Genomic DNA, 16,561 nt, shown 5'->3' on the forward strand with positions numbered 1-16,561 from the left:
GTCCGACTCCGTCCCCGAGGAGAGCAGATGAGCACCACCCCCACCCGCAGCGAGCCGCTGAAGTTCGCCTACTGGGTGCCCAACGTGTCCGGCGGCCTGGTGATCTCCGACATCGAGCAGCGCACCGGTTGGGACTACGACTACAACAAGCGCCTGGCCCGGACGGCCGAGGACAACGGCTTCGAGTACGCCCTGACGCAGGTCCGCTACACCGCGTCGTACGGCGCTGCCTACCAGCACGAGGCGACCAGCTTCAGCCTCGCGCTGCTCCTGGCCACCGAGCGGCTCAAGGTCATCTCCGCGGTCCACCCCTACATGTGGCACCCGGGCGTGCTCGCGAAGTTCATCGCGACCGCCGACCACCTCAGCAACGGCCGCGCCGCGATCAACGTCGTCTCCGGCTGGTTCAAGGACGAGGCCACCACCATGGGCGTGCGCTGGCTCGAGCACGGCGAGCGCTACCGGATGGCCGAGGAGTTCATCTCCTACGTGCGCGAGATCTGGACCGAGGACAGCGCGCAGTTCCGCGGCGACTTCTTCCAGCTGAAGGACTTCGACATGTTGCCGAAGCCGCTCGACCTGCCCGGTCGCCCGCTGCCCGAGATCTTCCAGGGCGGCAACTCCTCCGTCGCGCAGGAGATGGCCGGGCGGGTGAGCGACTGGTACTTCGCCAACGGCAACACGCCCGACGGCATCGAGCTGCAGATCGAGGGCGTCACCCGCAGCGCCCGCGCCGCCGGACGTACGGTCCGCTTCGGCGTGAACGGCTTCATGGTCGCCCGTGACAGCGAGGCCGAGGCGCACGCGACCCTCGAGGAGATCATCGCCAAGGCCAACCCCGAGGCCGTCGAGGGCTTCGGCAACGCGGTGAAGCAGGCCGGCCAGTCGACCGGTGACAGGAAGGGGATGTGGCAGGACAGCGACTTCGCCGACCTCGTCCAGTACAACGACGGCTTCCGCACCGGCCTGGTCGGCACGCCCGAGCAGGTCGCCCACCGGATGCTCGAGTTCAAGCGGCGCGGCGTCGACCTCTTCCTCCTCGGCTTCCTGCACTTCCAGGAGGAGGTCGAGTACTTCGGCCGGCACGTGCTGCCGATCGTGCGTGAGCTCGAGGCCGCCGAGCAGGAGCAAGTCGCATGACGCTCGCTCCACTCCGCGAGGCAAAGGCCGTCCCGATCCTCTCCGCCGGCGAGGCCATCGCCGTCGCCACGGAGATCGCCGCCGACCTCGCCGCCACCTCCCCCGAGCGCGACCGCGACCGGGTCCTGCCCGAGGGCGAGCTCGACCGGCTCTCCGCCTCCGGCCTGCTGGCGATCACCGTCCCGGGCGAGCACGGGGGAGCGGACCTGCCGACCGAGGTGCTGGTCGAGGTCTTCCGGATCCTCGCCGCCGGCGACCCCAGCGTCGCGCAGGTGCCGCACAGCCACTTCGTCTACGTCAACGCGATGCGCCACCAGGGCACGCCCGAGCAGCAGCGCTTCTTCTTCGGCGAGGTGCTGGCCGGCAAGCGCTTCGGCAACGCGCAGTCCGAGGTCGGCACCCGCCACGTCCGCGACATCCGCACGTCGCTGACGCCGGCCGGACAGGGCCGCTGGATCCTCAGCGGCACCAAGGGCTACAGCACCGGTGCGCTCTTCGCGCACTGGATCCCGGTCCTGGCCCACAGGGACACCCTGGCCGCGCCGGGCGCCGGCCCGCTCCACGTGGCCTGGGTCGAGCGGTCGGCCGAGGGCGTGACGGTGACCGACGACTGGAACGGCATGGGCCAGCGCACCACCGCCAGCGGCACCGTCGAGCTGGACGACGTGGTCGTCGACGACGCCCGCATCACGCCGTACCACCTGACCTTCGAGGGTCCCCAGACCTACGGCGCATTCGCCCAGGTGCTGCACGCCGCGCTCGACGTCGGCATCGCCCGCGCCGCCCTGCGGGACGCGGCCGACTTCGTCCGCACGAAGTCGCGCCCCTACCCGGACGCCGGTGTCGAGCGGGCGGCCGACGACCCGCTGGTCGTGCAGGCGCTCGGCGAGATGGAGGTCGGCGTACGCGCTGCGGAGGCGCTGCTGCGCGAGGCCGGCCGGGCCGTCGACCTCGCGGACGACGGCCTCACCGCCGGCACCGCCGCGATGGCCAGCCTGGCGGTCGCCGCGGTCCGGGCGCACTCCGCCACGGTCGCCGTCGACGTCTCCAGCCGTCTCTTCGAGGTCGCCGGCACCCGCTCGGCGCTCGACTCGCTCAACCTCCACCGGCACTGGCGCAACGCCCGCACCCACACCCTCCACGACCCGGCCGCCTGGAAGGTCCAGCACCTCGGCCGCTACGTGGTCGACGGCACCCCGCCGCCCAACCACGGTCAGCTCTGACCCCTTGGTGGTTGCGAGGCGAGGAGCGCAGCGACGAGCTTCGAAACCACCTGAGGTCACACTCGAAAGGACTGTAATGAAGTTCCACTGGTTCCTGCCCACCAACGGCGGCGACGGACGCCACGTCGTCAGCGGCGGCCACGGCGTCGTGCACGGCGCGGCCGGCCGACCGGCGAGCGTGCCCTACCTCGGCCAGATCGCCCGCAGCGCCGAGCAGCTCGGCTTCGAGGCCGCGCTGACCCCGACTGGTGCTTGGTGCGAGGACGCCTGGCTGACCACCGCGATGCTGGCCCCGCTCTCGGAGCGGCTGAAGTTCCTCGTCGCGTTCCGCCCCGGGATGACCTCGCCGACGCTGGCCGCCCAGATGGCCGCCACCTTCCAGAACCTCAGCGGCGGACGCCTGCTCCTCAACGTCGTGACCGGCGGCGAGTCGCACGAGCAGCGCGCCTACGGCGACTTCCTCGACAAGGAGGAGCGCTACGAGCGCTGCGGCGAGTTCCTCTCGATCGTGCGCCGGCTCTGGACCGGCGAGGAGGTCACCTTCGCCGGCCGGCACCTGCGGGTGGAGAACGCCCGCCTCCATCAGCTGCCCGACCCGGTCCCCGAGATCTACTTCGGCGGCTCCTCGCCGGCCGCCGGACGGGTCGCGGCCGAGCACGCCGACGTCTACCTGACGTGGGGCGAGCCGCCGGCCGCGGTCGCGAAGAAGGTGGAGTGGATCCGCGAGCTCGCCGAGCAGGAGGGTCGGGCGCTGAAGTACGGCCTCCGCGTCCACACCATCTCCCGCGACACCTCCGAGGAGGCGTGGGCCGAGGCCGACCGCCTGCTCGCCGGCATCTCCGACGAGGACATCGCCCGGGTCCAGGAGGGCCTCAAGCGCTCCGAGTCGGTGGGCCAGCAGAACATGCTGTCGCTCAACAACGGCAGCCGCGACGGGCTCGAGATCCACCCGAACCTCTGGGCCGGCGTCGGCCTGGTGCGTGGCGGCGCGGGCACCGCGCTCGTCGGCAGCCACGAGGAGGTGGCCGACCTCATCGAGGAGTACGCCGCCGTCGGCATCGAGGAGCTCGTCCTCTCCGCCTACCCGCACCTCGAGGGCGCCTACCACTTCGGCGAGGGCGTGCTGCCCGTGCTCGAGAAGCGCGGCCTGTGGACCCACCCGGCCCCGGTCACCGCGCAGGCGTCCGTGCCCTTCGGCGCCCAGAAGGCCGCTTCGTGAGCGCCCGCGTCGCCGTCGTCGTCGGCAACCCCAAGCCCGTCTCGCGCACCTACGAGGCCGCGCTGACCCTGGCCGACCGGCTCGGGGGAGCCGACCTCGTGGTCGACCTCGCCGACCACGCCGGCGAGCTCTTCGACTGGTCGTCGCCGACGGTCGCCGACCTGGTCGAGCAGGTCTCGGCCAGCCTCGTGGTGATCGTCGCCAGCCCGACCTACAAGGCCACCTACACCGGCCTGCTCAAGGCGTTCCTCGACCGGTTCCCGCACCAGGGCCTCGGCGGCGTCACCGCCGTGCCGCTCATGCTCGGCGCCTCCAGCGCGCACTCGCTCGCGCCCGAGCACAGGCTGCGCCAGGTGCTCGTCGAGCTCGGCGCGTCGGTGCCGACGCGCGGCCTCTACGTCCTCGACCGCGAGCACGAGCAGCCCGAGCCGTACGACACGTGGTTCGCCGCCGCAGCGCCGTTCCTGCCCGCCCTCCCCTCCGCACAGGTGGTGACCGCATGACCAGCCAGACCTCCATGCCCTCCGACGCGATCCCCGCACTCGACCAGCGCACGCTCCGCGACGCCTTCGGCGCCTTCCCCTCCGGGGTCGTCGCCGTGGCCGCGTCGGTGAAGGGCCAGCTGACCGGCATCGCCGCCTCGTCGTTCACCTCGGTGAGCATCGAGCCGCCGCTGGTGTCGTTCTCCATCTCCACCAGCAGCTCCACCTGGCCGCTGCTCCGCGAGGCCGAGCGGCTGGGCATCAGCGTGCTCGCCGACCACCACGACGTGGTCTGCCGCCAGCTCGCCGGCCCCCGCGAGGAGCGCTTCGCCGGACTGCCCTTCAAGGTGACCGGCAACGGCGCCGTGCTGCTCGACGAGGCCGTCGCGACCTACGACTGCTCGATCCGCGAGGAGATCACGGCCGGCGACCACGTCATCGTGCTGCTCGAGGTCCACGAGGTCGGGGGAGGCGACGGCGAGCACCCGCTCGTCTTCCACCGCTCCGCCTTCGCCAAGCTGCACCGCGACGACCTCGACCCCGCCCGCCTCGACGGCCGGATCAACGGCGCCGAGGTCGACCGTGGCGCACCCGAGTCCCACGCCTCCGAGGAGGACGCGGCATGAGCACCCATGCCGGCCAGGCCGCCCCCACTCCTCGTCGCGTCGCGCTCGCCTCGGCGGTCGGCGCCACGATCGAGTGGTACGACTTCTTCCTCTACGGCACCGCCGCCGCGGTCGTCTTCGACAAGCTCTACTTCAACGGCCTCGACGGCCCGGCCGCCCAGTTCGCGGCCTTCGCCACCTTCGCCGTCGGCTTCTTCGCCCGTCCCGTCGGAGGGCTGGTCTTCGGCCACTTCGGGGACCGGATCGGCCGCAAGCAGATGCTGCTGCTGACGCTCGTGATCATGGGGATCGGCACGGCGCTGATCGGCCTGCTGCCGACGTACGACCAGATCGGGGTGCTCGCACCGATCGCCCTCGTGGTGCTCCGCGTGCTGCAGGGCATCGGCGTCGGCGGGGAGTACGGCGGGGCGTCCTGCTGGCCGTGGAGTACGCCCCGGCCGAGCGTCGCGGCTTCTTCGGCAGCTTCGCGCACATCGGCGTACCGGGTGGGCTCGTGCTGGCCGCCGGTGCGTTCTCGCTCGCCGGGCTGCTGCCGGAGGAGGCGTTCCTCGCGTGGGGCTGGCGGGCCTGCTTCCTGGTCAGCATCGTGCTGCTCGGCATCGGCGCCTACATCCGCCTGTCGGTGATGGAGACGCCGGAGTTCGCCAAGGTGCAGGAGCGCAAGGAGATCTCGCGGCTCCCGCTGCGCGACCTGCTCGCCGGGCAGCCGCGCCCGCTGCTGCTGGGCATGGGCACGCGCTTCATCGAGGGCTTCACCTTCAACCTGTTCTCGGTCTACCTGCTGGCCTACGTCGCCACCAACCTCGAGCTGCCGCGTGCGTGGGCGCTCGACGCGATCCTGGTCGGCGCGGCCATCGGGGTCGTGCTGGTGCCGATCGCCGGCGCGCTGTCGGACAAGGTCGGCCGCAAGCCGGTCTATCGCGTCGGCGCGTGGATCGGGCTGCTGTTCGCCTTCCCGGCGGCCTTCCTGGTGCAGACCGAGAACCGCTGGGCGATCTCGCTCGTCTTCGTCGTCGGCCTCGGGCTGATCTACGGCACGGTCTACGGGCCGCTCGCGGCCTTCTGGTCCGAGCAGTTCGACACCCGCTACCGCTACACCGCTCTCAGCACGCTCTACCAGGTCTCCGGCATCCTGGCTTCCGGCCTGACGCCGCTGATCGCGGCCTGGCTGGTCACCCGCGGCGGCGGGACCCTCTGGTGGGTCGCCGGCTACAACGTCCTGGTCGCCGCCATCTCGCTCGTCTCGGCGCGCTTCCTGCCCGAGACGGTCGGCCGGTCCCTCGATGACGCCGCGCACCCGGACGTCCGTCAGCGGGAGGCCGTCCCCGCCTGAGGGTGGCGGCACATTGCATCCTGGAGCCCGGTGCGGGTGCGATCTGCCGCCACCTTCGGAGGTCGTCGGGCTGGGGGTGGCGGCACATCGCATCCTGGAGCCCGGTGCGGGTGCGATCTGCCGCCACCTTCGGAGGTCGTCGGCTGGGGGTGGCGGCACATCGCATCCTGGAGCCCGGTGCGGGTGCGATCTGCCGCCACCCCGGGCCGGGATCAGGCCTCGGGTGCAGCCGGCTGCGGGGTGGCCCGGCGGCGGCGGAGGAGCAGCCAGACCGGCAGTGCGAGGACCAGCAGCACGACGGCGAAGGGCAGCAGGGCGCCCACGATCGTGGCGACGGCGAGGGCGGTGCCGGCCAGGGCGTCGAGCCCGCCCTCGAGCCCGGAGAGGAAGCCGGCCGGCTCGTCGTCCTTCTTGTCGGCCTTCGGCTCGTGCTTCGCGGTGATGTCGACGGTGATCGTCGAGAGCGAGGTCTGGTCCTTCAGCCAGGTCTGCTGCGACTTCAGCGAGTCGAGCTCGGCCTGCCGGTTGGTCAGCTGTGACTCGATCCAGATGATGTCCTTGAGGGTCTTCGCCTCGGCGAGCAGCAGCTCGACCCGCTTGAGGCTGGCCTCCTGCGCCCGCACCCGGACGCCGGTGTCGATCACCTGCGTGGTCACGTCCTCCGAGCCGCGGTTGGACGAGCGGAGCACGGCGACGTCCTCCAGCGCCTGCATGGCCGCGTCGAACTTCGAGCTCGGCACCCGCACCACCAGCCGGGCGTACGACGTCTCGCCGTCGTCGTCGGTCTCGGTGTTCTCCTCGGTGACCTCGCCGCCCTGCGCGTCGACGATCCGCTGCACGTCCTGACGGGCGCCGGCGACGTCCTTGCTCGTCAGCGAGACCGTGCCCGAGGAGATGATCGCCCGCTCGGTCGCCGTCCCGGACGTGCTGCCCGTGGCGGCGGCCTCGTCGCCGGACTGCCCGCCGAACTCGCGGCTCGTGGCGCTGTCCTCGGCGGAACCGCCACCCGCGTCGGAGCCGGAGCCGTCGGACACGCCCGGCTCCGAGAGCGCCATGTCGGCACCGCTGTCGTCGCTGCCGGACGAGCAGGCGGCCAGCACGGCCGTCATGGTGATCACGGTGAGGAAGCCGGCGGCGCGGGCGCGGGTGGTCCGGAGAGTGGTCATGGCTCTCCGACGCCCGTCGTCGCGGCGGCGGTTCCGGCCGGCACGCACCCGTGACCGAACCGTGATCGTCAGCCCTGCGTCGTCGTCCTGGCCGTGGTCCGCGAGACCGTCCGCTTCACGACCGGCTTGGTGCCGGGCGCGCTCGCCGAGGCCTCCTTCGACGACCCCTTCTTTGCCGCGGCCTTCTTCGCAGGTGACTTCTTCGCGGCCGCCTTCTCGGCCGGCTGCTTGTCCTTCTGCTGCCTGGGCGCCGACCCCTTCAGCCGGACCCGCAGCGCGTTGCCCGAGCCCGAGGTCTCGAGGTAGGGCTGCGCGGTGACGAGGGTGCTCAGCCGGGCGCCGGGCCCGGCGAAGTTGCGGGCGTCGAAGGACGGGTGCGTGCGGATCAGCTGGTTGCCGAGCGCCGGGAGGCTGGCCCAGCCCTCGTCGTCCGAGACCGCGTTGACCGCCCGCGTCAGCGCGCTCTGGAGGTTGATCGTCACCGACGGTGCCTCGTCGGCATCCGCGTCGTCGGCGTCGTCGTCGGCGTCGTCGTGGGTCTCCGCGACGACGGCGAGGTCGATGAACTTGTCGCAGGCGTTGCGCAGCGACTCCGGCGCCTTGTTCTCGCCGAGCACGTAGACGGCCTTGCCCGACTCGCGCAGCCGGTGGGCGAGGCTGGTGAAGTCGCTGTCGCTCGTGACCAGCGCGAACGCCTCCACGTTGCCGTCGTACAACAGGTCCATCGCGTCGATCACGAGCGCGAGGTCGGTGGAGTTCTTGCCGCTGGTGTAGGCGTTCTGGTGCATGGCGCGCAGGCCGAGGCTGTTGAGGATGCGCGCCCAGCGGCTCAGGTGCGGGTTCGTCCAGTCGCCGTAGACGCGCCTGATGGTGGGGTTGCCGTACTTCGCGACCTCGCTCAGCACCTCGTTGGCGTACGCCGCCCTCGTGTTGTCGGCATCGATCATCACCGCGATCCGGTCGGCACCCCCGCTGGTCTCCATGCCTGCCACCCTAGGGTGACCCTGTGGTGCGGGACAGGGACGTGGTGGTCGTCGGTGGTGGTGTCGCAGGCCTCGTGGCCGCCCGGGACCTGGCGGCGACCGGGCGCGACGTGCTGCTGCTGGAGGGCTCGCCCGAGATCGGCGGCAAGCTCCGCAGCCACGAGGTCGCCGGGCTGACCGTCGACGTCGGCGCGGAGGCGATGCTCGCCCGCCGGCCCGAGGGGGTCGGGCTGGCCGCCGAGATCGGCGCCGAGGTGGTGCACCCGACCACGGCCACGTCCGGCGTCTGGTCCCGCGGAGCGCTGCGGGCGATGCCGCGGTCACTGATGGGCGTGCCGTTCGACGTCGACCAGCTCGCCGCCAGCGGTGTGCTCAGCCCCGAGGGGCTGGCCCGCGCGCGGGCCGAGCACGACACCGAGGTCGACGACGACGTGTCCGTCGGCGACCTGGTGGCCGCCCGCCTCGGCGACGAGATCGTCGACCGGCTGGTGGAGCCCCTGCTCGGCGGGGTGTACGCCGGCCACGCCCGTCGCATCTCCGCCGCGGCCGCGGTGCCCCAGCTGCTCGCGATGGCGCGCCGGGGGAGCCTGCTGGAGCAGGCCGCCGCCGTGCCGACGTCCACGACCCCCGTCTTCGCCGCCCTGCCCGGAGGCATGGGCCGCTTCCCCGGCCTCATCGCCGACGGCGGCGGCTTCGAGGTGCGGACCTCGGCGACCGTCCGCGCCCTGCGGCGTACGCCGTCGGGCTGGGCCGTCACGGTCGGTCCGACCACCCACCCCGAGACCATCGAGGCCGGTGCTGTCGTGCTGGCCACGCAGGCCGCGCCCACTGCCCGGCTGCTGGGCGAGGTCGCACCGCGCGCCGCCGACGAGCTGGCCGGCGTCGAGACCGCCAGCGTCGCGGTCGTGACGTTCGCGTTCCGCGCGCAGGACGTGCCGGACGCGTTGCTCGAGCGGTCGGGCTTCCTCGTCCCGCCCGTCGAGCAGCGCACCATCAAGGCCTCGACGTTCTCCTTCGCCAAGTGGGGCTGGGTGCGCGACCTCGACCCCGACGTCGTCGTGCTGCGCACCTCCCTGGGCCGGCACCGCGAGGAGTCGACGCTGCAGGCGGACGACGAGGGGCTGGTGCGGGTCTCGCTCGCCGACCTCGCCGCGATGGCCGGCATCACCGCGCGCCCGCTCGACACGCACGTCCAGCGCTGGGGCGGGGCGCTGCCGCAGTACGCCGTCGGCCACGTCGACCGGGTGGCCCGCATCCGCGCGGGGGTCGACGAGCTGCCCGGTCTCGCGGTGTGCGGAGCGGCGTACGACGGGGTCGGCATCCCGGCGGTCATCGGGTCGGCCCGCCGCGCTGTGGCCTCGGTCACCCGGGCAGAATGAGGGCATGAGCAAGGCTGCGCGCACCAAGGAACTCAACGACACGATCCGCTACACGATGTGGTCGGTCTTCAGGCTCCGCGACGTCCTCGGCGACGCCGACCGCAGTGCGGAGGCCACCGACGTCGAGGCCCTCTTCGAGGTGCTGGCCGAGCAGGACGTCATCGTCCGCGGGCTCTACGACGTCAGCGGCCTGCGCGCCGACGCCGACCTCATGGTCTGGTGGCACGCGTCGGACTCCCAGCAGCTCCAGGCGGCGTACAACGCCTTCCGCCGCACCGCCTTCGGCTCCCGCCTCGAGCCGGTCTGGTCGCAGATGGCGCTGCACCGCCCGGCCGAGTTCAACAAGTCGCACATCCCGGCCTTCCTCGCCGACGAGGAGCCGCGCGCGCACGTGTGCGTCTACCCGTTCGTGCGGTCCTACGAGTGGTACCTCCTCGAGGACTCCGAGCGCCGCCGGATGCTCGCCGAGCACGGCCAGCAGGCCCGCGGCTACGCCGACGTGCGGGCCAACACCGTCGCCTCGTTCGCCCTCGGCGACTACGAGTGGATGCTCGCGTTCGAGGCCGACGACCTGCACCGCATCGTCGACCTGATGCGTGAGCTGCGCGCCTCCGACGCGCGCCGGCACGTGCGCGAGGAGGTGCCGTTCTACACCGGCGCCCGCGTCACCCCGGGGGAGCTGCTCGCCCGCCTGCCCTGAGGCCGACACGCGTCTCCTGGGATGGGCGGATCCTCTCGATGGGACAATGTAGAGTAAGTTACTCAACATTGTTCTACTGAGGAGATCGCCATGACTGCCACCTTCCCCACCGCCCACTCCGGCACCCGCGCCCATACGTCCTTCGACGCCCGCGACGCCATCGCCGCCCGGCTGCTCGACGACGACCTGCTCGCCTCGGTCGACCTGACCCTCCCCGAGCGCACGTGGGTGCGGCTCGACGCCCGCACCGAGTCCGGCGCCGAGCTGTGGCTGATCACCTGGCCGGTCGGCAGCAGCACCGGCTGGCACGACCACGGGTCGGCCAGCGGCGCCTTCACCGTGCTGCGCGGCACCCTCACGGAGTACACCTTCGCCGGCGTCGCCACTGCGCGCACGCTCGCCACCGGCCAGCTGCGCCAGTTCGAGGGCAACCACATCCACGACGTGGTCAACCACGGCAGCGGCACCGCGGTGTCGCTCCACGCCTATGCCCCGTCCCTCGCGGCGATGACCCGCTACGAGCTGGTGCGCGGCCGGCTCCAGGTCACCGGCGTCGAGCAGCGCGGGGAGCTGTGGTGACCGCCGTGACGCAGGGCCGGTACGCCGGGATCGACGCCATGCTCGACGACGCCCGCTCCCGCCTCGACCGGGTCGACGCCGAGACCGCCTACCGCGAGGCGCTCGGTGGAGCGCTCCTCGTCGACATCCGCCCCGCCGCACAGCGCGAGGCGGAGGGCGAGGTCCACCCCGCCGTCGGGCCGCTGGTGATCGAGCGCAACGTGCTCGAGTGGCGGCTCGACCCGCGCTCGGACGCGCGCCTGCCCGAGGCGGCGTACGACGCGCGGGTCCTGGTGCTGTGCCAGGAGGGCTACACCTCCAGCCTGGCCGCCGACTCGCTGCGCAGCCTCGGGCTGGACGCCACCGACGTGGTCGGCGGGTTCAAGGCGTGGCGCGAGGCGTTCCTGCCGGTGGCGTGCCGCGACGCCTGACCCCGGAACCGGCACCGGACCGGTAACGTCCCAGAGGCATGAGGACACCTCCGCTGACGCTCGCCCTCGCCGCCACCGCGCTGTCGCTCGCCGCCTGCTCGACCGAGGGCGAGATGCGCGCCGTCGACCCTGCCGGGGGAGGGGAGCGGTCCTCGGCCACGGCCGCGCCCGGCGAGGTGCCCTCGCCCGTCCCCGACGGCGAGGTGCGCACCAGCGGACTGGTCACGGTGCTCGACCGCGGCACCGGTCCCGAGCTGTGCCTCGGTGCGGTCGCCGAGTCGTACCCGCCCCAGTGCGGCGGACCGAAGCTCGAGGGCTTCGAGTGGGGCGACGTCGGCGCCGAGAAGGCCGCCGGCGTGACATGGGGGAGCTACGCCGTCACCGGCACGTTCGACGGCACGACGTTCACGGCCACCGACGCGATCCCCGCCGCCCTGTACGACCCGATGGCCGAGCCCGAGGCCGGCGGGCTGGAGCCCGCCTGCGACGACCCGACCACCGCCGACGCCGACAAGGCGACCCCGGAGGACCTGGACGCCACCCTCGCCGCCGCCTCCGCCCTTCCGATGTACGCCACCTCGTGGCTGAGCGGCGACACCATCAACGTCGCCGTCACCGGGGACCCCGAGGCCGCCGAGTCGACGCTGCGCGAGACCTGGGGCGGGCCGCTGTGCGTGACCACCGTCGAGAAGACCGACGCCGACCTCAACGCGATCAACCAGGAGCTCCAGGCGGCGCTCGGCGAGCAGCTGCTCACCAGCGGGTCGACGGCCCCCGACTCCCTCGATGCCCAGGTGGTGTTCGACGACGGGTCGATCCAGGACTGGGCCGACGCGACATACGGCGAGGGACTCGTCCGGGTCACCTCGGCCCTGGTCCCCGTCTCATGACCACGCGGCACGACCCGAGGTAGTTAGGGACGAACTGGTAGGGAAATCCGCTGGATCACCTACCAGAACGTCCCTCACTACCTCGGGACAGCAGCGTCAGATGACGTGGCCGGCGCGCATCCGGCCGCCGGGGTCGACCTGCGCCCGGAGGGCGCGGAGCCGGTCCCAGTCGGCGTCGGAGTAGCAGCGGCGGGCGCTGTCCCCGTGCTCGGCGAAGGTGGGCAGCTCGCGGGCGGCCGACCACGGCTCCAGCGCAGCCACGACGCGGGCGGCATCGGCCTTGACCCCCGCGACCGCCTCCGGCACCGGCGCGATGCCGACGAGGAAGGCCGCGAACGCAGCGTCGGTCGCGCCGATGGCTCCTCCGTCGGGCGTCCGCCGGGAGAGCGCACCGCTGAGCTGGCGGAGCTCCGCGGCCAGGAGCGACGTGCTCGTGCCCGGGCCGACCTGGGCGAGGAAGGCCTCGATCGCCTCCTCCGGCAGGTCGGCCAGCAGCGTGTGGTCCGCCGCCGACGGAGCGGCACCCTCGGGGTCCATGTGGATCCGGGTCACGGCGGTGACGGGCACGCGCGCGAAGGTGTCCATCTCCGGGCCGAGCGCCCGCAGCGGCGCGAGGAGCTCCTCGGCCACCGCGTCGTCGGCCAGCAACGCGCCGTCGACGACGACCAGCTGGCGGCCGCTGAGGAACGGCGGCAGCTCGGGCAGCGGCGGGAAGCTCATGACCCGCAACGACGTGGTCACCTCGTCTGGCGCGGTGGCCGTCCAGCGCGCCCACGTGCGCAGCACCTCGGGCGCCGCCTCGCGGTCCCACAGCAGCATGCCGGCGTACGCGTCGGAGAACGGCAGCAGCCTGATCTCGAGGGCCGTGACGACGCCGAAGTTGCCGCCGCCCCCGCGCAGCGCCCAGAACAGGTCCGCGTGGTGCTCGGCGTCAGCGCGCAGCAGCTCGCCGTTGGGCGTGACCAGCTCGACGGCGAGGACGCTGTCGGCGGCGAAGCCGTGCTTGCGGGCGTACCACCCGATGCCGCCGCCGAGGCAGTAGCCCGCGACGGCGACGTCGGGGGAGCTGCCGTGGAGCGCGGCCAGTCCGTGCGCGGCCGCCGCCTCGACCACGTCCTGCCACAGGGTGCCGCCCTCGACGCGGGCGGTGCGGGCGTCGGGGTCGACGGTGACGCCGGTGAGCCCGGACATGCGGACCACGACGACGTCGGCGAGGTCGTCCAGGGTGAGCAGGGCGGCCGCGTGCCCGGTGCTCATCGGGGCGACGCGCAGGCCGGCGTCGAGCGCGGCGTGCATGACGTCGGCGACGTCGGAGGCGTCCCGGGGGACCGCCACGGCGGCCGGGCGGAGGTCGGCGGCGACGTTCCACGGCGTGCGCGCGGCGTCGTACCCGGGGGCGCCGGGGAGGTGGACGGCGCCGCCGCAGAGGCCGCGGAGGCTGTCGGCGCGGCCGGTGTGGGTGCTCAGGTCGATGCTGTTCATCTGGTCCTTCTTCGATCGGGTCGTGCGGATGTGCTGACCCGACGAGCGTGGGACCCGTGGCCGCGCCGGGGCGATCCCAGTCGGCAGGGGACTTCGCGACCCACTGATCTGGACCAGTGGACTTCCCAGAGTTATGGGAGTGCGCCCGAGCGCGGTCGTCCCCGACACTCGTGTGCATGCCCGCCACCGCTGTGCTCGCCGAGCGCGTACGCCGCGACGTCGACGTGCTCTCGCGCGCCGGGCTCGACCTCGAGACCTTCCTGGCTGAGGCGGTCGACTCCGTCGGCCGCGCCGTGCCGTCGGTCGGTGTGTGCCTCGGCACGCACGACCCGGCCACGTTCCTGCTCACCAGCGCCCGCAAGTACGGCGCGCTGGCCGACACCAACACCCATGACCACGAGTTCGGCCTGATCGAGTACGGCACCGTGGAGCCCACCGCGTTCGGCGAGCTGGCGCGTGCCGCGGTCCCGGCGGCCGGGGTGCACGCCCTCACCGGTGGCGACGTGGAGCGGTCGGGGCGGATGAGCCGCTTCATGAAGCCCAACTTCGGCTTCGCCGACGAGCTCCGGCTGGTCTTCCGCGAGGCCGGGGCCGCGTGGGGCGCGATGGCGCTGTTCCGTGGGCCCGAGGACGCGCCGTTCGGGACCGCCGAGATCGAGTTCATGGCCTCGCTCACCGAGGTGTTCGCCCGCGGCGTGCGCACCGGCATGCTCTGCCGGCTCTCCTCGTCCGAGGTCGTACCGGTGGCGGGCGGCCCCGCCGTGCTGATCGTCGGGGCCGACGACACGGTGCGCCAGATGAGCCTGGGCGCCGAGGTCCGGCTGATGGAGCTGGGCACCGGCGACGTCCACGGCGACCCGGCCGGCATGGTCTCCGCGCTCGTGGGCGCCGCCCGGCGGCTGGCGCGCGGCGAGACGTCGGTCCAGCCGCGCTCGCGGATCCGCACCGCCGGCGGCACCTGGCTGGTGCTGCACGCTGCCCCGCTCTCGGGAGCAGGAGGTGACGTGGTCGTCACGATCGAGGAGGCGCGCCCGCCGGAGATCGTGCCCCTGGTCGTCGCGGCCTTCGACCTGACGCCGCGCGAGCGCGACGTGACGCAGCTGGTGCTGCAGGGGCTGGACACCAAGGAGATCGCGGCCAGCCTGCACGTCTCGCCCTGGACCGTGCAGGATCACCTCAAGACGGTGTTCCTCAAGGCCGACGTGCGCAGCCGGCGCGAGCTGATCTCGCGGGTCTACTTCGAGCAGTACGTCCCGCGGATGGGCGAGGAGCTCAGCCCGTCGGGCTGGTTCGCCCCCGCGCTCACTTCTTCTCGTTGAGCGTGATGCTGATCGAGTTGATGCAGTAGCGGTCGCCCGTGGGGGTGCCGAAGCCGTCGGGGAAGACGTGGCCGAGGTGCGAGCCGCACCGCGCGCAGCGGACCTCGACCCGCTTCATGCCGTGGGAGGTGTCCTCGATGTACTCCACCGTGTCGGTCACCGGCTGGTAGAAGCTCGGCCAGCCGCAGCCGGAGTGGAACTTGGTGTCGCTGGTGAACAGCTCCGACCCGCACGCCTTGCAGGAGTAGGTGCCCTCGGTCTCGGTGTCGGTGTACTCGCCGGTGAAGGCCCGCTCGGTGCCAGCCTGCCGGAGGACGGCGTACTCCTCGGGGCTGAGCTGCTCGCGCCACTCCTCGTCGGTCTTCTGAACGTCGTAGGCCATGCCTCGAGTTTACGGAGCCGCTCCAGCCCGGCGTACGGCTAGGGTCTCGACATGGCGAAGGCGTCAGAGGCGTACGTCCGGGCGGGGGATCGCGAGGTCAGGATCTCCTCGCCGGAGCGGGTGATCTACGAGGCGACGGAGACGACGCCCGAGGTCACCAAGCTGATGGTGGCGGAGTACTTCGCCAGCGTCGAGGACGGGCTGATGCGCGCCCTGCGCGAGCGGCCGACCGCGCTCGAGCGGTGGACCTCCGGCGTGCGCGAGGGGATGAAGCTGGCGACCGGGCCGCAGGACCGCAACGCCGACGCGTTCTACCAGAAGCGCGTGCCCAAGGGCGCTCCCGACTACCTCGAGACCGCGACGATCACCTTCCCCTCCGGCCGGACCGCCGACGAGATCTGCCCGACGGAGATCGCGGTGCCGGTGTGGTGCGCGCACATGGGCACACTGACCTTCCACCCCTGGCCGGTGCGACGCAGCGACGTGGACCACCCCGACGAGCTGCGCATCGACCTCGACCCGCAGCCGGGTACGACGTTCGCCGACGCCGTGCGGGTCGCCGGGGTCGCGCGCGAGCTGCTCGACGAGATGGGCCTGATCCCATTCGTGAAGACCTCGGGCAACCGCGGGGTGCACATCTACGTGCGGATCCGCCCCGAGTGGGACTTCGCGGCCGTGCGGCACGCCGCGATCGCCATCGGCCGCGAGCTGGAGAAGCGCGACGACGGCGTGACGACCGCGTGGTGGAAGGAGGAGCGCGGCGAGCGGATCTTCGTCGACTTCAACCAGAACACCCGTGACCGCACCATCGCCTCGGCGTACTCCCTGCGCCCGATCGCCGGCGCCCCGGTCTCGACCCCGGTGACGTGGGACGAGCTCGCGACGCTGACGTCCCCCTCGGGCTTCAACCTCTTCACGGTGCCCGAGCGGCTCGCCTCGGACGGCGACCCCTGGGCGACGATCGACGACGTGCACTGCAGCCTCGACGTGCCGCTCGCGCTGTGGGACGAGCATCCGGTCGAGCTCAACTTCCCGCCCGACCACCCGAAGATGCCCGGCGAGCCGCCCCGCGTACAGCCGTCGAAGAAGGTCGAGTCCCACTGGGACGCCGACGGCAACCGCATCGCCGACTGAGCGGCCGAGGAGCCCTGGTCTCGACACGCTCGCTTCGCTCGCTGCTCAACCGACGGGCTCTCTCCGCTGGTTGAGCAGGGCGCCCCGCGCCCGTGTCGAAACCGAGGAGCACAG

At 72.6% G+C, this 16,561-nt stretch carries 16 protein-coding genes and 1 pseudogene; 13 read left to right on the plus strand and 4 right to left on the minus strand.

Annotation, left to right across the window (positions count from 1 at the left end):
- Positions 1 to 27 precede the first annotated feature (27 nt).
- From sfnG to ACE3QY_RS17845, 6 genes and pseudogenes are all read left to right on the plus strand, one after another.
- Entirely contained in the window at positions 28 to 1,140 is a 1,113-nt protein-coding gene (gene sfnG / locus ACE3QY_RS17820; RefSeq protein ID WP_374457392.1) for a dimethylsulfone monooxygenase SfnG, read from the plus strand.
- Positions 1,137 to 2,363: an SfnB family sulfur acquisition oxidoreductase gene (locus tag ACE3QY_RS17825; RefSeq protein WP_374457393.1), complete on the plus strand. Its 1,227-nt coding sequence runs from the start codon at positions 1,137 to 1,139 to the stop codon at positions 2,361 to 2,363. Before sfnG ends, ACE3QY_RS17825 begins: the two co-directional genes overlap by 4 nt.
- A 76-nt stretch (positions 2,364 to 2,439) precedes the next feature.
- Positions 2,440 to 3,582, plus strand: coding sequence for an LLM class flavin-dependent oxidoreductase (locus ACE3QY_RS17830; protein ID WP_374457394.1), 1,143 nt, complete (start codon positions 2,440 to 2,442; stop codon positions 3,580 to 3,582).
- Positions 3,579 to 4,085, plus strand: a complete 507-nt coding sequence (locus ACE3QY_RS17835; RefSeq protein ID WP_374457395.1) for an NADPH-dependent FMN reductase — start codon at positions 3,579 to 3,581, stop codon at positions 4,083 to 4,085. The genes ACE3QY_RS17830 and ACE3QY_RS17835 overlap by 4 nt, the downstream gene beginning before the upstream one ends.
- On the plus strand, positions 4,082 to 4,690 hold the full coding sequence (locus ACE3QY_RS17840; RefSeq protein WP_374457396.1) for a flavin reductase family protein: 609 nt from the start codon (positions 4,082 to 4,084) through the stop codon (positions 4,688 to 4,690). Before ACE3QY_RS17835 ends, ACE3QY_RS17840 begins: the two co-directional genes overlap by 4 nt.
- A pseudogene (locus tag ACE3QY_RS17845) lies at positions 4,687 to 6,023 on the plus strand (MFS transporter). The gene ACE3QY_RS17840 and the pseudogene ACE3QY_RS17845 overlap by 4 nt, the downstream one beginning before the upstream one ends.
- Before the next feature lie 212 nt (positions 6,024 to 6,235).
- Here ACE3QY_RS17845 and ACE3QY_RS17850 read toward each other — a convergent pair.
- Positions 6,236 to 7,189, minus strand: coding sequence for a DUF4349 domain-containing protein (locus ACE3QY_RS17850; protein ID WP_374457397.1), 954 nt, complete (start codon positions 7,187 to 7,189; stop codon positions 6,236 to 6,238).
- A 68-nt stretch (positions 7,190 to 7,257) separates the two neighbouring features.
- Entirely contained in the window at positions 7,258 to 8,172 is a 915-nt protein-coding gene (locus tag ACE3QY_RS17855) for an NYN domain-containing protein (RefSeq protein ID WP_374457398.1), read from the minus strand.
- Positions 8,173 to 8,195: 23 nt separating this feature from the next.
- Between ACE3QY_RS17855 and hemG the strand changes: the two genes are divergently transcribed.
- The 5 genes from hemG (at position 8,196) to ACE3QY_RS17880 (ending at position 12,130) form a co-directional block, all read left to right on the plus strand.
- Positions 8,196 to 9,551 (plus strand): protoporphyrinogen oxidase, encoded by a 1,356-nt coding sequence (gene hemG / locus ACE3QY_RS17860; RefSeq protein WP_374457399.1) that lies wholly within the window; start codon positions 8,196 to 8,198, stop codon positions 9,549 to 9,551.
- A gap of 4 nt (positions 9,552 to 9,555) precedes the next feature.
- Positions 9,556 to 10,251, plus strand: a complete 696-nt coding sequence (gene hemQ, locus ACE3QY_RS17865; protein ID WP_374457400.1) for a hydrogen peroxide-dependent heme synthase — start codon at positions 9,556 to 9,558, stop codon at positions 10,249 to 10,251.
- A 90-nt stretch (positions 10,252 to 10,341) separates the two neighbouring features.
- Positions 10,342 to 10,830 (plus strand): cysteine dioxygenase family protein, encoded by a 489-nt coding sequence (locus tag ACE3QY_RS17870; RefSeq protein ID WP_374457401.1) that lies wholly within the window; start codon positions 10,342 to 10,344, stop codon positions 10,828 to 10,830.
- Complete coding sequence (locus ACE3QY_RS17875) at positions 10,827 to 11,240, plus strand: rhodanese-like domain-containing protein (RefSeq protein WP_374457402.1); 414 nt, start codon at positions 10,827 to 10,829, stop codon at positions 11,238 to 11,240. Before ACE3QY_RS17870 ends, ACE3QY_RS17875 begins: the two co-directional genes overlap by 4 nt.
- Before the next feature lie 38 nt (positions 11,241 to 11,278).
- On the plus strand, positions 11,279 to 12,130 hold the full coding sequence (locus tag ACE3QY_RS17880; RefSeq protein ID WP_374457403.1) for a hypothetical protein: 852 nt from the start codon (positions 11,279 to 11,281) through the stop codon (positions 12,128 to 12,130).
- A gap of 96 nt (positions 12,131 to 12,226) precedes the next feature.
- On the opposite strand, the gene ACE3QY_RS17885 is transcribed toward ACE3QY_RS17880, so the two are convergent.
- Positions 12,227 to 13,612, minus strand: a complete 1,386-nt coding sequence (locus ACE3QY_RS17885) for an FAD-binding oxidoreductase (RefSeq protein WP_374457404.1) — start codon at positions 13,610 to 13,612, stop codon at positions 12,227 to 12,229.
- Positions 13,613 to 13,788: 176 nt separating this feature from the next.
- On the opposite strand from ACE3QY_RS17885, the gene ACE3QY_RS17890 reads away from it, so the two are divergent.
- Positions 13,789 to 14,931, plus strand: a complete 1,143-nt coding sequence (locus ACE3QY_RS17890; protein ID WP_374457405.1) for a LuxR C-terminal-related transcriptional regulator — start codon at positions 13,789 to 13,791, stop codon at positions 14,929 to 14,931.
- Here ACE3QY_RS17890 and msrB read toward each other — a convergent pair.
- Positions 14,915 to 15,313 carry a peptide-methionine (R)-S-oxide reductase MsrB gene (gene msrB, locus ACE3QY_RS17895; RefSeq protein WP_374457406.1) on the minus strand — a complete coding sequence of 133 codons (399 nt, stop codon included), beginning with the start codon at positions 15,311 to 15,313 and terminating at the stop codon, positions 14,915 to 14,917. The genes ACE3QY_RS17890 and msrB overlap by 17 nt on opposite strands.
- A gap of 51 nt (positions 15,314 to 15,364) precedes the next feature.
- Between msrB and ACE3QY_RS17900 the strand changes: the two genes are divergently transcribed.
- The gene (locus tag ACE3QY_RS17900) at positions 15,365 to 16,447 is read left to right on the plus strand and encodes a DNA polymerase domain-containing protein (protein WP_374457407.1); all 1,083 of its coding nucleotides are present in this window, start codon (positions 15,365 to 15,367) and stop codon (positions 16,445 to 16,447) included.
- Positions 16,448 to 16,561 lie beyond the last annotated feature (114 nt).

It is taken from the genome of Nocardioides sp. (genome assembly GCF_041913365.1).
Taxonomy (GTDB): Bacteria; Actinomycetota; Actinomycetes; order Propionibacteriales; family Nocardioidaceae; genus Nocardioides.

Excerpts from the sequence above, each read along its gene's own strand:
- hemQ (WP_374457400.1), top strand. The coding sequence starts at position 9,556 with ATGAGCAAGGCTGCGCGCACCAAGGAACTCAACGACACGATCCGCTAC.
- msrB (WP_374457406.1), bottom strand. The coding sequence starts at position 15,313 with ATGGCCTACGACGTTCAGAAGACCGACGAGGAGTGGCGCGAGCAGCTC.
- ACE3QY_RS17880 (WP_374457403.1), top strand. The coding sequence starts at position 11,279 with ATGAGGACACCTCCGCTGACGCTCGCCCTCGCCGCCACCGCGCTGTCG.
- ACE3QY_RS17830 (WP_374457394.1), top strand. The coding sequence starts at position 2,440 with ATGAAGTTCCACTGGTTCCTGCCCACCAACGGCGGCGACGGACGCCAC.
- ACE3QY_RS17855 (WP_374457398.1), bottom strand. The coding sequence starts at position 8,172 with ATGGAGACCAGCGGGGGTGCCGACCGGATCGCGGTGATGATCGATGCC.
- ACE3QY_RS17885 (WP_374457404.1), bottom strand. The coding sequence starts at position 13,612 with ATGAACAGCATCGACCTGAGCACCCACACCGGCCGCGCCGACAGCCTC.
- ACE3QY_RS17870 (WP_374457401.1), top strand. The coding sequence starts at position 10,342 with ATGACTGCCACCTTCCCCACCGCCCACTCCGGCACCCGCGCCCATACG.
- ACE3QY_RS17825 (WP_374457393.1), top strand. The coding sequence starts at position 1,137 with ATGACGCTCGCTCCACTCCGCGAGGCAAAGGCCGTCCCGATCCTCTCC.
- ACE3QY_RS17890 (WP_374457405.1), top strand. The coding sequence starts at position 13,789 with ATGCCCGCCACCGCTGTGCTCGCCGAGCGCGTACGCCGCGACGTCGAC.
- ACE3QY_RS17850 (WP_374457397.1), bottom strand. The coding sequence starts at position 7,189 with ATGACCACTCTCCGGACCACCCGCGCCCGCGCCGCCGGCTTCCTCACC.
- ACE3QY_RS17840 (WP_374457396.1), top strand. The coding sequence starts at position 4,082 with ATGACCAGCCAGACCTCCATGCCCTCCGACGCGATCCCCGCACTCGAC.
- ACE3QY_RS17900 (WP_374457407.1), top strand. The coding sequence starts at position 15,365 with ATGGCGAAGGCGTCAGAGGCGTACGTCCGGGCGGGGGATCGCGAGGTC.
- sfnG (WP_374457392.1), top strand. The coding sequence starts at position 28 with ATGAGCACCACCCCCACCCGCAGCGAGCCGCTGAAGTTCGCCTACTGG.